This window comes from Streptomyces sp. NPDC002537, from assembly GCF_053594975.1.
In genome coordinates this window covers 21,315-38,556 of the sequence record NZ_JBSFWT010000072.1, presented here as the reverse complement: position 1 = coordinate 38,556, position 17,242 = coordinate 21,315, and the positions used below count along the sequence as shown (strand labels likewise).

Below are 17,242 nucleotides of genomic sequence, written 5' to 3'. Positions count from 1 at the left end.
GTCATCGGCGGCACCAGCCTCTTCGGCGGCCGCGGCAAAACCTGGTCCGCACTGCTCGGCGTCCTCGTCATCCAGTCCATCGCCTCCGGCATGGCCCTCCTCGGCATCGCGTCGGCCATCCAGTACATGATCACCGGCGCGGTCCTCCTCGCCGCTGTCGTCATCGACTCGGTCTCCCGCCGCGCTCAGAAGACAACAGGCCGCGCGTAGACGACGTCCGGCCACCCCGGTCCGCTGCCGCCCGGCCGGGCGGCAGCGGACCACGAACGACACTGGAAGGAATCCCACGATGCATTGGAATCTGCGGCTGATCGCCGCCAAGAAGGGCATCTGGAAAGCGACCGATCTCCAGCGGAGCCTTGCCGAGTACGGTTTGGTGATCTCGTCCGCGAAGATGTCCGGACTGTGGTCCGGTCAGCCCCTCTCGCTCAAGCTCAAGGACCTGGATGTCATCTGCGTGGTCCTCGACTGCGAGATCGGCGAACTGCTGATCCCCGAGCCGGAGAAGGTCAGTTGGTACATGCCGGAGGAGCAGAGCCGACGGCCGGCCGACGGAAGGAGCGTCGGCCCGCCGCTGATACCCCGCCCCCGCGACCACGGTCCAATGCCGCCGGAGTAGAACGAGGGGCTCAAGCGCGCGCACTTGCACGGCCGTTGCGCGTCGCCGCTGCGTGCGATGTTCCGCGGGGAGACGGACGGCGCTTGCCGACCGCAGGACACACGGTCACCCTGAACGGCCATAAGGTGACGAGATGTCACATTCTGACGACTACAGAGCTCTCATCTCGATGCTGCAATGAATCAGCGCCGTCCCACCGGCCGAACAACCACGCCGCCGGCCTCGAAATGAAACTTCTCGCGAAGTGCCTGTGCGACAGCCGGTGTTCGGCGCTCCCGGTCCGGCCCGAAGGCCGACAGGGGAACCCGTTTGGCAGGCATGGATGAGGAGAGAGAACAGTGCAGAATACCCGGCCGATCGGCACCATCCCGGCCGACAGGGTCGTGAACGACAGCGGAATCAGCTGCGAATTCACGGGAATCTACAGCCAGGGCTCCCTCGTGGTCCGGTGCTCTCCCGGCAGTGCGGGTGCCGCCGTCGACATCGACGTCACGACCCGGGCGGGGCGAGGCGGCTTTGTGGCGGAACACACCGTCCTGGCCGACGGCAAGGAGTACGCGATCCAGCCGCCTTCGGGCAAGGTGCCGCAGGGCAGGGCGCTCATCGAGGTGCGGAAGAGCGGTGACAACCGGCCGGGGAACCTCCAGCTCGGCGCCGGTCAGGATGATGTCGGCAGGCCTGCTTGGGAGCACGTGGACGTCCCGCCCGTACAGATCGTCCCGCCGGAGCAGCTGCCGGCCGCTCTCCCTCCGAACGGCGGCGGGCCGACGGATCCCATCGCGCAGGCAGGTCTCGCACGGGCCGCCGATGCCTTCGCACAGCTGGTGGCGGACGAGGGCCTCGAGAAGATCGATTTCAAGGGCTTCGGACGGGCGCTGAAGTTCGGTACCCAGTTCGCCGGGACCATCGCCAACGTCCACGCCTTCTCCAAGGCGGTTACCGCGGACGACTGGCAGACCGTCATCCTGGGCGGTGGCACCACCGCTCTCAGCACGGGATCGACGGCGTCCGGCCTGATGTCCACCGGTTCGGAGGTCCTTGAGAAGGCCCTGCGGGCGGGGAAGCACGCCGACTCGGAGAAGCTGGTCAAGTTCCTCGGGAAGCTGGGCAAGAAGGTCGCGGGGCCACTGGGGCTCGCGGCCGACGTGGGCGGGCTCGTCAACACGTCGATCAACTACACCAAGGGCAAGCCGGGCGCTCACACGATCAATGTCGTCGTGGACGGCTCCGCCGTGGTGGGGAGCACCGTCGCGCTGGTTCCCGGGCTCGGCCCGGTCGGTCTCCTCATCGCCGTTCCCGCGATTCTGTACACGGCAGCGGATGTCTTCATGCTCAATCCGGCGCTGCCGGATGAGCAGATCCGGTCCTTCAAGTCCTCGGTGCGGCAGGCCGTGGCCGAGGTGGACGATTTCATGGACCACGCGCACCGGGACGCTGTCGAGGGGATCGACGCCAGGTACGACCTGTACCTGGACGGGCTTCAGCGGCAGTGCCGAGGGAGCCTCGACTCGGCCGAATACCGCGAGGCTCTGGAGGGATACCAGGCGGAGAAGGCGCGAGAGCTGGCCCAGCTTGCCGCGCGGCGGCCGGAGTTGGCGAAGGCGGCGCGCAAGAGCGCTGTGCGGAAGGCCAAGGAGCTGGTGCACGAGCAGCTCGACGAGAACCGGGATTCCTTCCTTCTCGGCAAGATCGCTCCCACCAAGGGTCTTGACATGTGGGACTTCATCAAGGGGAAGGGCTGGACCCTGGATCCCCTTGTCGAGATCGACGCCTACTGGCGTGATTTCGTCCGGGGCTCCGTCCGCAATGTCACCCGTGAGCTGAGCTCCTTCAGCACGGAGGAGATCGAGGCGTGGGCCGGTCGTGAATTCGACGATTGGCCCACGCAGCCCAAGAAGAAGTACGCCTCCTGGCTGCCGTGGTGAAGGACGTACTGCGCGGGCCGCGGTAACGAACGTGCCGTGCCCGCTCACGTTGGGCGCCCCCTCCCGAGGGGTCACCCAACGTGAGCGGTCGGGACGATACGTCGTTCTCCGTCGCTGACGTCGGACGAAGTCCACAGGCATGCGCCGTGGCGATGACAAAGCCATACTGTTCTCTGTCGGCCATACGCTGCGGACGCGCAGGCGCACGGACGGCAGGAGAGCGACAGCCGCACCTCACGGCATGGACGGGAGGAGCAGCAGTGACCACCCCCGGCAGAGCCGATGACCGTGGCGCGGGAGGGGCGGACGACGCTGTCGACGTGGCTGTCGTCGTCATGGTGGATGTCCACGGCGTCGTGGCGGGCTGGGGCGTCGGTTCCGAGCGCTTGCTCGGCTATTCCGCGGACGAGGCGGTGGGGCGGGACGCGGAAAGCTTGCTCGAGGCACCGGAACTGGCGCCGAAGGCTCTGGCCGCGGCCGTGGAGGGCGAGGAGAAGGCCCGGCCGCGGAGCCTGTTGTCCCTCCGGCACCGGGACGGGCACGAGCTCCGGGTGCTCGCCGGGGTATCCCGGCTGCTCTCTCCGCCGGAGCGGGCGTACTGGCTCGTCACGGGCACCCCGGTGCGGCCATGGTCACGGCAGGAGCCGAGCACCGCCTTTCACGAGGACTTCTTCGCCCAGTCGCCGGTGGCCATGGCCGTGCTGGACGACGATCTCCGGTACGTGTGGGTCAACAGCGCTCTGGAACGCGGCGGCGGTGTTCCCCGTGAGCAGGCCATCGGGCGCCGCTGGGGCGAACTCCAGCCCGAGCTGGCCCTCCGGACGGCCCGGTACCGGATACGTCGGGTGCTGGACACCGGGAAGCCCGAGATCGATCACGTCTACCACGGGCGTGTCCGGAGGGATCCGTTTCGTGAGCGCGCGTTCTCCATGTCCGCCTTCCGCCTCGAGGACACGACGAGCGGCAAGGTCGGTGTGGGCTTCATGGCGCTGGACGTCACCGACCGCTGGCAGGCGAGGCAGCGTCTGGCGCTGCTCAACGAGGTGGGTGCCCGGCTGGGGCACACCCTGGACCCATGGCGCACCGCGCAGGAGATCTGCGATGTGATCGTGCCCGGTCTGGCCGACTGCTGCACGGTCGACCTGTGGGACTGGGCGATCAATGGCCACGACCCGGTGAAGGACCCCGCCGGGGGCGCCGCCACGCTCATCCGCGCGGGTCAGCAGTGTGTGCGGCTGCCGTGCCCGTACTGGGTGGCACCGACGGGTGGCGCGGTCGGTTACACGTCCCCGTCCCCCGTCGTGGAGAGCCAGGCCACCGGGAACGCGGTGCTCACTTCCGGATCCGGGATCGGCCTCTCCGTCCAGGAGGCTCACGGCGCCGTCCCCGGCACGGACTCCGGCGGCCGTGCCGGCTCCGCGATGGTGATACCGCTGCGGGCTCATGACACGGCCCTGGGGGTGGCGGTCCTGATACGTCACGAACGGCAGGATCCGTTCGAACACGATGATCTGCTCCTGGCCGAGGAGATCATGGCCCGCGGCGCGCTCTGTCTGGAGAACGCGCGCCGCTACGTCCACGAGCATTCCATCGCCGTGACCCTGCAGCACAGCCTCCTGCCCCACCGCCTCGCCGAGGAAACGACCCTGGACATCGCCTCCCGCTATCTTCCGGCGCATGCCGACGAGGGCATCGGAGGCGACTGGTTCGACGTGATCCCCCTGTCCGGCGCCCGTACCGCGCTGGTCGTCGGCGACGTCACCGGATACGGCATCCAGGCCGCCGCCACCATGGGCCGGCTGCGCACCGGGGTACACACGCTCGCCGCCATGGACCTGCCTCCCGACGAGCTTCTCGCCCGCCTGGACGACCTCGTCCTCCGTTTGGCCGAGCACACCCCTCCCGGCACGAAGAGCCTGGGCGCCACGTGTCTGTGCCTCGTCTACGACCCCACGAGCCGCCGGTGCACCATGGCCTCGGCGGGCCATCCCCCGCCCGTGCTCATCGGCCCCGGCGGGACCGCGACCTTGGCCGAGCTGCCTCCCGGTCCGCCGCTCGGTGTCGGTGGCCTGCCCTTCGAGAGCGCCGAGATCGAGCTGGCGGACGGCACCCTGGTCGCCCTCTACACCGATGGGCTTCTGCACGCCGACGACGATGCGGCCGGGCCCACCGCCGACCGGCTCATCCGGGACCTCGTCCCCGCCGATCGCCCCCTCGAGGTCATCTGCGAAAGCGTCATCCGTTCCCTTCCCGTCCTGCCTCCCAGCGATGACGTGGCCCTTCTCATCACACGGACCCAGGCGTTGGGCGCCGATCGGATCGTCCAGTGGGAACTCCCCCGTGATCCGGCCGTCGTCTCCCACGCGCGCGCTCTGGCGACCGAGCAGCTTCAGGTGTGGGGCCTCGACGAGCTGCAGATGACCACTGAACTCATCGTCAGCGAACTGGTCACCAACGCCATCCGTTACGGCACCGGGAGCATACGGTTGCGGCTCATCCACCATCGGACGCTGATCTGTGAGACCTCCGACGAAAGCAGCACCGCACCGCATCTGCGCCATGCCAGGACCACCGACGAGGGCGGACGCGGGCTCTTCCTCATCGCCCAGCTCACCCGCCGGTGGGGAACCCGGCCGGCCGCCACGGGAAAGACCATCTGGACCGAACAGGACCTCCCTTCGGCTCCGGGTCGGGGTTCGGAGGGGGGTTGGGCGGGGCTCGACGCCTGAACCCCGGGTGCGGAGGGGAACTCGGGTCGTCCGGCTGTCATTTCACGACGCTGTCACTTCACAACGCTGTCACTTCACAACGCTGTCATTTCACGACGCCGTCGGCGCCGGTCTTGGTACCCGCGCTGCCCTTGAGGGCCGACTCCGGGATCGGCCGGTCGGCGTTGAGTGCCTTCCAGACCTCGTCGGCCGTGGCGAGCGGCACCAGCCGGTTCGGGTCCTTGGCGTCCGGGGTGGTCGGCAGGGTGACCATGTGCATGTCGTCGGCGCCGATGCTTTTGAGGCTGTTCGCGAAGCCGTAGAGCTTCTCGACGCTGCCGAGTCCCTTGTCGGTGGTGATCGCCTTGGTGGCGGTGTCGGCGAGCCCGTAGAGCTTGGAGGGGCTGCTCAACAGGCCGATGTGCTTGACCTGGTCCAGCAGCGCCTTGATGAAAGCCTGTTGGAGCTTGATCCGGCCGAGGTCGCCGCCGTCGCCCACGCCATGGCGCGTGCGCACCAGGCCGAGGGACTGCTCGCCGTCGAGGGTATGGGTGCCCGGCCGCAGGTCGAGGTGGCTCCACTTGTCGCGGATCGGCTTGGTCGTGGTCACCTTCACCCCGCCGAGCTTGTCGATCAGCTTCTGGAAGCCGGCGAAGTCCACTTCCATGTAGTGGTCCATGCGGATGCCGGTCATCGCCTCGACGGTCTTGACCGCGCAGGCCGCGCCGCCCGTCGAGTACGCCTCGTTGAACATCGCGCGCTGGACCGCCGGGCTCGTCCTGCCGTCCGGTGTCAGGCACTCGGGACGTGGGACCAGCGTGTCACGGGGGATGCTCACCACGCTGGCCTTCTTGCCGCCCGCGTAAACATGGACGATCATCGCGGTGTCGGAGCGGGCGCCCTCGTCCGTGCCGTACTTGCTGTTCGCGCCCGCCCGGGAGTCGGAGCCCAGGACGAGGATGTCCCGCGAGCCGTTGTCGACGTCGGCCGGACGGTCCTTGCCCAGCGCCGCGTCGATGTCGACGGCGTGCAGATTGCCGTTGAACTTGTACCAGAGGAACCCGGCACCCGCGCCTCCGACGAGGATGACGCCCGCTCCCGTCCAGGCGGCTATTCGCCATCCCCTGCGGCGGGTTCGCGGCTTGCGGCGGCGGCCGCCCTGCTCGCTGCGCCGACGGTGCCCGCCGCTGCTGTCATCAGCCATGCGTTCCTTGTCCTCTGCTGATCGTCCGGTCGCCTCTCCCCGTCCCCTTCGGCCGACCTGTGGCCGCCCGGGCGGCATCGCGCACCCGACAGGAAGCACGCGCCAAGAATGCACTCCGATTTATAAGGGCCTTCTTAGAGAACTTGCCGCCGGTTTGTGGCGGAAGCCGCTCTTCCCCTGCCACCCGCGCTTTCGCCGGCGTCTCAGTGCATTATCTGGCGAGACCCGCAGGTCGCCCCTATGGCAAAAGTCTCAGGCAGCGGCCATGAGCAGTCTCGGACATTTCACCGTGCCGCATCAATGCGTCCGGGCCGGAAGTAGCCGTAAGTTGATTCAATTCAGCCTGTTTCCCCTTGACTCGCAACTTCCGGTTGCCGCAAGTCGGGTGCCGACGGACCTCGCCTACGCCGCCGCGGACCTCGTGGGCAACGGCAGAAAGGCACGGAGAACGAACCCTCCGGCAGTGGTCGGTTCCGCCCGGAAGCGGCCGTCGAGCCGGTATACCCTCGCGCACAGGCTCTCCAGCCCCGTGCCGCTTCCGCCGAGCGCGGCACCCTTGCTCGTCGACGGGCCGTTCTCGACGGAGAAACCGACCCAGTGCTCCTGGAAGCTGAGCGAGATCTGGATGGGGGCACCGGGCGCGTGCTTGACCGCGTTGGTCAGCCCTTCCTGTCCTATGCGGTAGAGGGCGGACTGGATTTCCTGAGGAAGGGGAACAGGGGTGCCTTCGATGAAACACACGGCGTCGACGCCGATGGCTTTCATATTGCGCACCAGGGATTCGAGGAACACCTGGTAACCCACCTCGGCGAGGCGGACCGGCGGGGAGCTGTCGCCCGGATCGTTGCGGAGCATGTCGAGGATTTGCCGCAGTTCGGCCATGACCGCCCGGGAGGCGTCCTCGATCACGTGGACACCTTCGAGCACCTTTTCCGGCTTGTGCGCGTTCACCTTGACCGCCGCGGCCTGCATGCTCACGACCGCGACCTGATGGCCGATCCCGTCGTGCATGTCGAAGGCCAGGCGCGTACGTTCCTCGAGCACCGCGTATCTGGCGGCCTGGTCGACCGTCCCCTGCAGCCGCCGCACCTGCTGGCGGAAGAACATATTGCGGTGTTCCTGTCCGCACAGCACACGGGCCACCACCGCGACGAGCACCACATGCACACCTACGTGGTACAGGACCGAGCCCGACAACAAGGACTCCCCCACCAGCGGCCGGGTCAGGTAGTACCCCAGCGCGATGGCGCCGACCGACGCGAAAGGGGCGTGCCGTCCATGGCGGGCCAGCGCCCACGTACTGAAGATCAGTGGCGTGGTGTCGTCCGTGGCCAGCGTCGCCAGGACACTGGCGACTCCCGCGAGTTCCGGCACCCGACGGCGCACGAGAAGGGTCGCGGCGTACCCCGTGGCCACGGCCATGGACATGAGATAACCGGACACAAGCCCTGTGCCGTACTCGCCGGAGACCGCGAGAAGAGTGAGGACCAGCGCCGACAGAGCGGCGGCGGCGTCCAGCCCGCGCGGTCCCGGGTACCGCAGGCGATGCAGGAACGGCCGGGCACCACTGCGGCACAGCGGAGCTCGTTTCGCCATCAGCTCGGCCCCGCTGGTGGTACGGACAGACATACGGACGCTTCTTTCAGGGGAGATGCGCTCCCAGTATTCGCACTGGAGCGGCCCACCTGAACGTGAACGAACGGTGAATCCTCAAACGGAAGTTGATCGATGAACGGAAAAAGTTGACCACCCGGCGGGAGAGGCGATCACCTCTTGGAGTTGTGGGTGCGGTCGGTGTCCACGAGGCCGGCTTCGTAGGCGAGGATGGCGGCCTGGGTGCGGTTGTCGAGGCCCAGCCGGGCGAGCATGCGGGAGGCGTAGGTCTTGACGCTGGCCAGGGAGAGGTGGAGCGTTTCGGCGATCTTCTGGTTGGTGTAACCTGCGCCGATGAGAGCGAGGACCTCGCGCTCACTGTCGGTGAGAGAACTGATCTTCTCCCGCAGGCCGCTGGAGCCGACCGGCATCCGCGCCTGTGCCCTGCCGACCAGCTTGGTCATGATCTCGGGCGACAGCACGGTACCGCCGGCGGCCACCGTCCGTACCGCGGCGATCAGCTCCTCCGACCTGAGGTCTTTCAACAGAAACCCCGCCGCCCCCGCCTTCAGCGCCTCGATCACCAGGTCGTCGGTGTTGAAGGTGGTCAGGGCCAGCACCCGTGGGACGTCCTCGAGCCGCATCAGCTGCAGCGTGGCCTCCACCCCTCCGATGTGCGGCATCCGCAGGTCCATGATGACGACATCGGGCCGGTGCTCCCGCGTGGCACTGACCGCCTCCGCGCCGTCGGCCGCCTCAGCGACGACCTCGATACCCTCGTCCGCCTCCAGCACCGAACGCAGTCCGGAACGGATCAGACTCTGGTCATCAACAATCAGAACGCGGATCGGCACCGGCGCTTCCTTCACTGCGACAGGGGCGACACCCCCGGACATCCGTCCCGGGGCCAGCCAAATTCAGCTGACCAAACACACCGTCAGATGAGGCATGGCAAACCTTATGCCATTGTTCCGAGCAACTTCCAGGGGGCCTGACGAATAAGATCACGGAAGTCTCGAGAATACCCGAAGGGTGAAGATCATCGGCCGGTCAGCAGGTCGGCCAGCTCCGCGTCGAAGTCCATTCCCTCCGTCCCCGGGGGAACGAGTCGATACGTATGCCCCAGGAATCGGATGAGGGAGTGGGTTTCGATGACCGGCGCCAGAGGCGTGTCCTTCTCCAGGGCGAACCCTCCGGCCATCCTGAGGCACGTTTCATTGGCCCCCGGGCCGGGACGAACCTGCACGGTGCTCTTTCCCACGTTCTGGGAGATGCCGTATGTCAGCAGTTCGCGGGCGAATATCACCCGGCAGTAGGTCTCGCCGCTTCTGATGACCTCCGCACGGACCTCGTACGGTGCGCCCCTCCGGTAATGCAGTCGCAGGTCCACCGGGAACCCGTGCCCCGTGTCCGTGACGAGGTGAGCTCGCACACCCATCTCAACGGCAGCGTCGGTCATCGGCCGCTCGAGCCCCGCATCGGACACCACATGGCGGGAGCCTACTGGTCGGAATGGCCTGTACCACCGGGACCGAAGTTGATTCGTCCATGGCCGATGGTTGATCCCACGGTAATTCTTCGTTTCCCTACCGGGCCGATCGGGGACGTGAGATCCGTCTCCGCGCGGCAGAAAATGGCGCCTCATGAGCAGTCACGAGCGGCACACACCGTCCGACGACGGCGCGTCGGCGTCCGAGCAGGTCGCGCCGCTCTGCCGCACCGTGCCGGAACCCGCTTCGCACCGACGGCGGTTGCTGGGCGGCCGACGGGTCCTGGTGCTCGCCACCCTGGGCGTGACGGCGATCCCCGTCGTGGTCGTCGGGGCGATCAGCGAGCTCGACCGCTCGTCCTCTTCCCGCCTCTCCCCCCAGAGCAAGCAACGCCCTGAACTTCCCGACAGGGAAGAGAGCGGACCGGCCCGCGGCGGAAAGAGCACGCGTGAGCCGACAGAACCCGCCCGCACCCGTCCGACACCTGCCGGCACAAGAACTCCAGGCGAAGAGAGCGTCCGTCCGACCGGCACCGCGGGACCCGGCACCGAGGCGAACACACCGCCGTCCGCCGCTCCGTCGTCCTCGGCCGGACCACGTGAAAGCACAAGCCCCCAGAAACCCCCGCCGAGCCCCTCGTCACCAGGTACCCCCAACGTACTGAGGCAGGGCGACAGCGGCTCCGCGGTGGAGGTCATGCAGCACATGCTCCATCAGCTCGGCCTCTATCACGGCCATCGCTATGGGCATTTCGATGACGCGACAGAGGAATCCGTCCGCAGATTCCAGACTTGGGCAGCGGTCGCCGACGACGTGAAGGACGACGAGCAGGGGACTTACGGGCCCGCCACCCGGACCGCGCTCGTCCGCTGGGCTTCCTGGCTGTCCGGCAGGGTCACGCCTGCGGGAAGCTGAATCCGTAGCCCTGTTCCTCCAGCCACGGCAGCAGCTCTTCCAGGGCCTCCAGGGTCTGCGAGCGGTCTCCGCCACCGTCATGGAGCAAAATGGTGGCCCCCATGGCCAGCTGCCCCTTGATCCTGCTGAGGATGGCGCGGGCACCGGGCCGCCCGTAATCACCAGGATCCACATTCCATCCGAGCGGTCGCATGCCGTTCTTCGCGGCGAGCTTCCGGCTTTCGGGAGTGAAGGCACCACCAGGGGCACGGTAGTACCAGATCTTCTCTCCGCCGGACGCCCGGTCGATCATGTCCTTCGCGTCCAGGATCTCCTGCGACTGGTACGCGAAATCCTTCCGGTCCATGGTGACATCGTGGCTCACGGAGTGATTGCAGAGCCGATGCCCCGCGGCCACGATCCGCTTCACCAGATCCGGGTGCGATCCGGCATTGGCACCCGTCATGCAGAACGTGGCTTTGGCGTTGTGCTTCTCCAACAGGTCCAGGGCCTTGGGGGTCCAGGCGGGATCCGGGCCGTCGTCGAGGGTGAGGTTGACGAACTTCCCTTCGTCCTCGGCCTTCCGGGATATCCCGGGATCGACCCCCGGGTTCGGGGAAGCGGTGTCCTGGGCGGCCTTGGCGTCACGGTCCGCGCCCCCGTCGGATCCGCCTTGGGAGATCAGGGAGAACACTCCGAATATGCACATGGCTATGGCGGCCGCCACTGCTGTCAGGACGAATCGATCTCCCCGCTTCTCGGGTGCGTTCATGAAGCCGTTCTCTTCTCTTTTCACTGCCTGCCGTTCACCTCACGGGGTCGACGGGGCTCTTGGCAAACGTCACCAACTCGAGGCAAACACACGCGGGACGGAATGTGAAGCGACGCCGCGGAACAGTCACATGACGAGAATTGAGGCAGCGCGGGAACAAAGCGCGGGAGAATCGAGAGTCGCTCCCGGGTGTCAACTTGCGTTTCTCCGAGAATACTTTGGTCGATGCACCGGCGGCGGCGACGCCCGTAGCGTACCCGTGTGGCCCACTGCTGGTTTGGAGTCCGGGCAGTGGGTCCAGCGCGCAGGCGGCGTGTCGGTCCCCAGCGCGCAGGCCGTCCCGGCCGCGTGAGCGCCTCCTCATGCGGCCGGGACGGTCACACCCCCAGCGGTGACCCGGGCCTGGGCGAGCGGCAAGTTGCAGCCCGGGTCACCGCCCTGGGACGAGCACCCGGTGAATCCGGCGACGAAAGGTTGCTGAAAGGGCCGGGCCTGTACCCCTGGAAGGGCCGAAGGCGGCAGGAGAGCCGCCCACGACCCGAGGGAAGACGAAATGGCCCGGAAGACCGGAGTGCGCGCCCGATTCGCGGCAGCGGGAACGCTGACAGCGGCGCTGCTGCTCACCGCGTGCGGCGGTGGCGGCACACAGGACAAGGCCGGGGGCGGCGAGCAGAGCAAGGAGCTCAAGTGGGCCTCGTGCATGCGCGAGGAGGGCATCAAGGTCGAGGATCCCAAGCCCGGCGAGCCGTTGTTGATGCAGGGGGACAGCGGCGACGACTCGAAGATGGAAGCCGCTTCGAAGAAGTGCGAGAAGTTCCGCCCGGAGAGCCAGGTCTCGGACTCCGCGAAGAAGAAGTGGGCGTCGGATGCCCGCAACTACTCGAAGTGCATGCGCGAGAACGGGGTCGCGAACTTCCCCGACCCTGACGAGAACGGAACCCTGGTGTTCCCGGAGGACGGCACGCAGGACACCCAGCGGTTCAAGGACGCGGACGCCAAGTGTCACAAGTACATGAAGGACGTCAAGCGACAGGAAGTCCCCTCGAAGTGACGAAGACGACCGAGGAACGAGCCAGGCCCCGTCGTCGAGGCCCCGTAGCGGCAGGCGTCGGAACCGTCGTGGTCGTCTGTGCCATCGGCGCCGCCATGGTCCTCTCCGGAACCGACGGCGACGGCGCGACGGGCACGCGGAGCGCACCGCCCGCCACCGCCCCCGTGGCCAAGGGGGACCTGGCCGCCGCCAGGACCATGCCCGGAAGCCTGGCCCACGGGACGCCGGCTCCCTTGCGCGGCTCCCCGCGGGGCACGGTGACCTGGCTGCCGAAGCCGGGTGACACGATCTCCCGCGGCGAGACCCTCTACAAGGTGGACAACCGCCCGGTCACCGCCCTGTACGGGGACACACCGATGTACCGGGACCTGAAGCAGGGCGACGAGGGCCCGGACGTCAGGCAACTCAACGAGAACCTGCGGGCACTCGGTTACGCGGCACCGTACGGTGACACGTACACCCGGGACACGACCGCGGCGGTGAAGGCCTGGCGGAAGGGCCGGGGCCTGAAGGCGACCGGAACGGTCGAGAAGGGTCTCGTCGTCTTCGTCCCCGGCGCGATCCGCGTCGGAGAGCTCAAGGCACAGAAGGGCGGCCCGGCGGCCGAGGCGATCCTGACCTACACGGGCAAGGAGCGATCGGTCACCGTCACACTGCCGCTCTCCGACCAGAAGCTGGCTCGCAAGGGCGCCGGCGTGGATGTGGCCCTGCCCGGTGGCAAAACCGTCAGGGGCCGGATCACCGACGTCGAGACGGTGTCGCCCGACGCGTCCGGCGGCCCGGGTGGCGGCGGTGAATCCGGGGGCGGCGACAAGAAGAAGACCGAGGTCAAGGTGTCCATCACCATCAAGGACCAGAAGGCGCTGGGGGACCTCCAGAACGCCACCGTCGACGTGAACTTCACCAGTGAGGTCCGCAAGAACGTCTTCCACGTGCCGGTCACCGCGCTCGTGGCACGCACCGGCGGCGGGTACGGCCTTGAGGCCGCCGAAGGCGGGACCACCCGCACCGTGCCCGTCGAGCTCGGCATGTTCAGCAACGGACGGGTCGAGGTGAAGGGCACGGACCTGCGCCCCGGCATGAAGGTGGCGGTGCCGGCGTGAGTACGGCCATCCCCGTCGTCGAGCTCGTGGCCGCGACGCGCGAGTACCCCGGGGTCGTCGCGCTCGCGGGTGTCGATCTGACGGTGTATCAGGGCGAGTTGGCGGCGATCGTCGGCCCTTCGGGCTCCGGGAAGTCGACCATGCTGAATGTCATCGGGACACTGGACCGGCCCACCTCCGGCCGGGTGGCCATCGACGGCCACGACATCGCGGAGCTGTCGGACCGGCAGTTGTCGGCACTGCGGGCCCGGAGCATCGGCTTCATCTTCCAGAACTTCCACTTGGCCGAGGGCGTCAGCGCCCTCGACAACGTCGCCGACGGGCTGCTGTACAACGGTGTCACCCTGCGCGAGCGGCGCGAGCGCGCGGCCGCCGTCCTGGACCGCGTGGGGCTGGGCGATCGCCTGGACCACCGGCCCGGAGAGCTGTCCGGCGGCCAGAAACAGCGCGTCGCCATCGCCCGTGCCGTGGTCGGCGAGCCGGCCCTCCTCCTCGCCGACGAACCGACGGGCGCACTGGACTCCGCGTCCGGGAGGGCCGTCATGGAGCTGTTGCGCGAGCTGAACACGGCGGGCACGACCGTCGTCGTGATCACTCACGACCAGGACATCGCCGAGAGCCTGCCGCGGCAGGTCGCCATGCTGGACGGCCGCGTGCGGTACGACTCGGCGGCGCCTTCCCACCAGGTGGAGGAGGCATGTTGATCCCCTCGCGCCTCTCGCCCCGGGACGTCGTGCGCGTCGGCGGCTTCGGACTGCGCACCCGTCCGGTGCGGGTCGTCCTGTCCGCGCTGGGCATCGCCATCGGCATCGCCGCCATGGTGGCCACGGTCGGCATCTCCAGCTCCAGCCGGGCCGAACTGGACCGCAAACTGGACGCGCTCGGCACGAACCTGCTGACCACGGAGCCCGGCCAGAGCATCGACGGCAGCAAGGTCAAACTGCCGCAGCAGGCCGCCGACATGATCCGCCGGATCGAGAAGGTGGAGACCGCGTCCGCCATCGGCAAGGTCGACGGTGTGAAGACCTACCGCAACGACAGGACCCCCGCCGAGCAGTCCGGGGGCATCAGCGCCTTCGCGGCCCGGCCGGACCTGCTGAAGACCGTCAGCGCGGAGATCGCCCGCGGCACCTGGTTCAACGACGCCACGGCGAAGCTCCCGACCACCGTCCTGGGAGCCGGGACCGCGAAGCGGCTCGGCGTCACCAGGCCCGGGGAGCAGGTCTGGCTGGGCGGCCGGTGGTTCACCGTCGCCGGCGTCCTGGCACCCGCGCCGCTCGCTCCCGAGCTCGACACGGCCGCCCTGGTCGGCTGGGAGAGCGCGCAGGAGAACCTGGACTTCGACGGGCACCCGACCACCGTCTACACCCGGGCGGTCAAGACCGAGGTGGACGCGGTACGTCCGCTGCTCGCCGCCACCGCGAACCCGGAGGATCCCAGCGTGGTGGCGGTCTCCCGCCCCTCCGACGCGCTCGCCGCCCAGCAGGCCGGCGACAGGGCCTTCACCGGGCTGCTCGTCGGACTCGGTTCGGTCGCCCTGCTCGTCGGCGGTATCGGGGTGGCCAACACCATGGTCATCTCGGTGCTGGAACGGCATGGCGAGGTGGGTCTGCGCCGCTCGCTCGGCGCCACCCAGGGTCAGGTGTGCGCACAGTTCCTCACCGAATCACTGCTGCTGTCCGCGCTGGGCGGCGGCGCGGGGGTGGTCATCGGCTCCGGTGTGACAGCCGCCTACGCGCTTGCGCAGGGCTGGCCGACGGTGGTGCCGCCCTGGGTGATGGCCGGGGGAATCGGCGCGACCCTCGTCATCGGCGGGGTCGCCGGACTCTATCCGGCGGTACGGGCGGCCCGCCTCGCGCCGACGGCGGCGCTCGCCGCGACGTAGATCCGCCCCGCGGACAGCCCCCACGGACTGCAGGGAAGACGCACAGGATGAAAGAGGAACCGACGATGCGCGTACTCGTGGCCGAGGACGACCCGATGACGGCCGACATGATCACTCGCGGGCTGACCCGGCACGGCTTCGTCGTGGACACCGTCCACGACGGGGATGCCGCCCTGTTCAGCCTGGGGGTGGGCGACTACGACGTCCTGCTGCTGGACCGGGATCTGCCCGGTACGCACGGCGACGAGGTCGCGGCCCGGCTGGCCGGGTCCGGAACGCGCACCCGCATCCTGATGCTGACCGCCGCGTCCGGTACGCAGGATCTGGTGGACGGGCTCAACCTCGGAGCCGACGACTATCTGGCCAAACCCTTCGAGTACCCCGAGCTGATCGCGCGGATGAAGGCTCTGGGCCGCCGCAGCACACCGATGGCGCCTCCCGTCCTGCACCGCGGCGGGATCACCCTCGACACCATATGCCGCACCGCCACCCGTGACGGCCGCCCCTTGAGGCTCACGCCGAAGGAGTTCACGGTCCTGCGCATCCTCCTCACGGCCCAGGGGGCTCCGGTCAGCGCGGAGGACCTTCTGGCGCAGGCGTGGGACGAGCACACCGATCCGTTCACGACGGCGGTCCAGGTGACCATGAGCAAGCTGCGCGCCAAGCTCGGCGACCCATCGCTCATCACCACCGTCCACGGCATCGGCTACCGCCTGTGAGTCCGTTCCGGCCGGTGCGGTGGCTGCGCAACCGTACGGTCCGCAGCCGTATCGCCTTCGCGTTCGGTGCGGTGTTCGTGGCCCTCGGGGCCCTGCTGCTGGGGCTCGTGTACGTGCTGTCCCGTGCCGGGACCCAGGCTTCCGCCCGCCGTCTGGCCGGTGACGTCACGCTCGTGCCGTCCCCGCACGGCCCCTCCCTCGAGGTCCCGTCGGGGGCGGGGGCCGGAACCCATCCGGCACCGGCCGGCGCCAACGGCATCATCTCGCTCACCGACGACCTCAGCGCGGCCGCCTCCCGGCAGGTTCTCACCTGGTCCGCTCTGGCACTGCTGATCAGCGCCGTCCTGGCGGTCGCCGTCGGCTGGTGGACGGCCGGCCGGGTCCTGCGGCCCGTCCACTCCATGACGGCCAAGGCCCACCGCATCTCGCGGCAGAACCTGCACGAGCGCATCGCTCTGGAGGGTCCGGGCGACGAACTCAAGGAACTCGCCGACACCTTCGACGCGTTGCTCTCCCGCCTCGAGACCTCCTTCGAGAGTCAGCAGCGTTTCATCGCCAACGCCTCCCACGAATTGCGCACTCCCCTCTCGGGTCAGCGTGCCGCCATCCAGATCGGTCTGGAGGACCCGAGCCCGGAAGAGCTCGTGGAGGTACGCGAAGGTCTGCTGGCGGCCAACCGGCGCAGCGAGCGGATCATCGACGGTCTGCTGACCCTCGCCCGCGGGGAGCGGGGCATCGAAAGATACGAGACCTTCGACCTGCGTGAGGTCGTCGACGAGGAGCTCGCCGCCGTCCAGGACTCCGCCCGTGAACACACCGTGCGCACGGTCGTCGAAGGCGGTCCGTCTCCGGTGCACGGCGACCGGGTCATGATCGGACGGCTGGTCGCCAATCTGTTGCGCAACGCCGTCCTGTACAACGTTCCGGACGGCGAGGTGCGTGTGCGGGTGGGCCCGGCGCGCCTGGCCGTCTCCAATACCGGTCCGGTTGTCGAACCCGCCGAGGTGGAGGGACTGTTCGAGCCCTTCCGGCGCGGCAGGGGCCGGGATCGCCGCAGCGACCGGGGCGAGGGGCTGGGCCTGTCCATCGTCCGGGCCATCGCCCGTGCCCACGACGGCACGGTCACCGCCGCCGCCGGCCCGGGAGGCGGCCTCGCCGTCACGTTCGAGCTGCCTTCCGTACCGCCCGACGGCCAGGAGGAGAGCCGGTAATCCTGGGTGCGGAGAAACCCCTCACATGGCTGATCCAGCCAACCGTTGTCAACGGTCGCCGCGTTCGG

Annotated in this window: 15 protein-coding genes and 1 pseudogene; 11 read left to right on the top strand and 5 right to left on the bottom strand. The window is 68.6% G+C overall.

Features of this window, described 5'->3' with window-relative positions:
* From ACWD4A_RS26935 to ACWD4A_RS26920, 4 genes and pseudogenes are all read left to right on the top strand, one after another.
* A pseudogene (locus ACWD4A_RS26935) lies at positions 1-210 on the top strand (sugar ABC transporter permease); the annotation flags it as partial.
* Positions 211-289: 79 nt separating this feature from the next.
* Positions 290-619: a helix-turn-helix domain-containing protein gene (locus ACWD4A_RS26930; protein ID WP_451197850.1), complete on the top strand. Its 330-nt coding sequence runs from the start codon at positions 290-292 to the stop codon at positions 617-619.
* A 338-nt stretch (positions 620-957) separates the two neighbouring features.
* Positions 958-2,544, top strand: coding sequence for a hypothetical protein (locus ACWD4A_RS26925; RefSeq protein WP_451197848.1), 1,587 nt, complete (start codon positions 958-960; stop codon positions 2,542-2,544).
* A 260-nt stretch (positions 2,545-2,804) separates the two neighbouring features.
* Positions 2,805-5,273 carry a SpoIIE family protein phosphatase gene (locus tag ACWD4A_RS26920; RefSeq protein ID WP_451197846.1) on the top strand — a complete coding sequence of 823 codons (2,469 nt, stop codon included), beginning with the start codon at positions 2,805-2,807 and terminating at the stop codon, positions 5,271-5,273.
* A gap of 85 nt (positions 5,274-5,358) precedes the next feature.
* Here ACWD4A_RS26920 and ACWD4A_RS26915 read toward each other — a convergent pair whose 3' ends face one another.
* From ACWD4A_RS26915 to ACWD4A_RS26900, 4 genes are all read right to left on the bottom strand, one after another.
* Positions 5,359-6,456: an LCP family protein gene (locus ACWD4A_RS26915; protein ID WP_451197845.1), complete on the bottom strand. Its 1,098-nt coding sequence runs from the start codon at positions 6,454-6,456 to the stop codon at positions 5,359-5,361.
* A 402-nt stretch (positions 6,457-6,858) separates the two neighbouring features.
* Complete coding sequence (locus ACWD4A_RS26910) at positions 6,859-8,085, bottom strand: sensor histidine kinase (RefSeq protein WP_451197844.1); 1,227 nt, start codon at positions 8,083-8,085, stop codon at positions 6,859-6,861.
* Between the two features lie 137 nt (positions 8,086-8,222).
* Positions 8,223-8,903, bottom strand: coding sequence for a response regulator (locus tag ACWD4A_RS26905; protein ID WP_451197843.1), 681 nt, complete (start codon positions 8,901-8,903; stop codon positions 8,223-8,225).
* 185 nt (positions 8,904-9,088) lie between these two features.
* A complete protein-coding gene (locus tag ACWD4A_RS26900; RefSeq protein WP_451197841.1) occupies positions 9,089-9,508 on the bottom strand; it encodes an SsgA family sporulation/cell division regulator in 420 nt (139 codons plus the stop codon).
* Between the two features lie 184 nt (positions 9,509-9,692).
* Between ACWD4A_RS26900 and ACWD4A_RS26895 the strand changes: the two genes are divergently transcribed.
* A complete protein-coding gene (locus ACWD4A_RS26895; RefSeq protein ID WP_451197840.1) occupies positions 9,693-10,454 on the top strand; it encodes a peptidoglycan-binding domain-containing protein in 762 nt (253 codons plus the stop codon).
* On the opposite strand, the gene ACWD4A_RS26890 is transcribed toward ACWD4A_RS26895, so the two are convergent.
* Positions 10,435-11,205: a polysaccharide deacetylase family protein gene (locus tag ACWD4A_RS26890; protein ID WP_451197838.1), complete on the bottom strand. Its 771-nt coding sequence runs from the start codon at positions 11,203-11,205 to the stop codon at positions 10,435-10,437. The genes ACWD4A_RS26895 and ACWD4A_RS26890 overlap by 20 nt on opposite strands.
* A 553-nt stretch (positions 11,206-11,758) precedes the next feature.
* Between ACWD4A_RS26890 and ACWD4A_RS26885 the strand changes: the two genes are divergently transcribed.
* The 6 genes from ACWD4A_RS26885 (at position 11,759) to ACWD4A_RS26860 (ending at position 17,174) form a co-directional block, all read left to right on the top strand.
* Positions 11,759-12,256: a hypothetical protein gene (locus ACWD4A_RS26885; protein WP_451197837.1), complete on the top strand. Its 498-nt coding sequence runs from the start codon at positions 11,759-11,761 to the stop codon at positions 12,254-12,256.
* Positions 12,253-13,359, top strand: coding sequence for a peptidoglycan-binding protein (locus tag ACWD4A_RS26880; protein ID WP_451197836.1), 1,107 nt, complete (start codon positions 12,253-12,255; stop codon positions 13,357-13,359). The genes ACWD4A_RS26885 and ACWD4A_RS26880 overlap by 4 nt, the downstream gene beginning before the upstream one ends.
* Positions 13,356-14,063 (top strand): ABC transporter ATP-binding protein, encoded by a 708-nt coding sequence (locus tag ACWD4A_RS26875; protein ID WP_451197834.1) that lies wholly within the window; start codon positions 13,356-13,358, stop codon positions 14,061-14,063. The genes ACWD4A_RS26880 and ACWD4A_RS26875 overlap by 4 nt, the downstream gene beginning before the upstream one ends.
* Positions 14,057-15,244, top strand: coding sequence for an ABC transporter permease (locus ACWD4A_RS26870; RefSeq protein WP_451197832.1), 1,188 nt, complete (start codon positions 14,057-14,059; stop codon positions 15,242-15,244). Before ACWD4A_RS26875 ends, ACWD4A_RS26870 begins: the two co-directional genes overlap by 7 nt.
* Positions 15,245-15,309: 65 nt before the next feature.
* Entirely contained in the window at positions 15,310-15,963 is a 654-nt protein-coding gene (locus tag ACWD4A_RS26865; RefSeq protein ID WP_451197831.1) for a response regulator transcription factor, read from the top strand.
* Entirely contained in the window at positions 15,960-17,174 is a 1,215-nt protein-coding gene (locus tag ACWD4A_RS26860; RefSeq protein WP_451197829.1) for an ATP-binding protein, read from the top strand. The genes ACWD4A_RS26865 and ACWD4A_RS26860 overlap by 4 nt, the downstream gene beginning before the upstream one ends.
* Positions 17,175-17,242 lie beyond the last annotated feature (68 nt).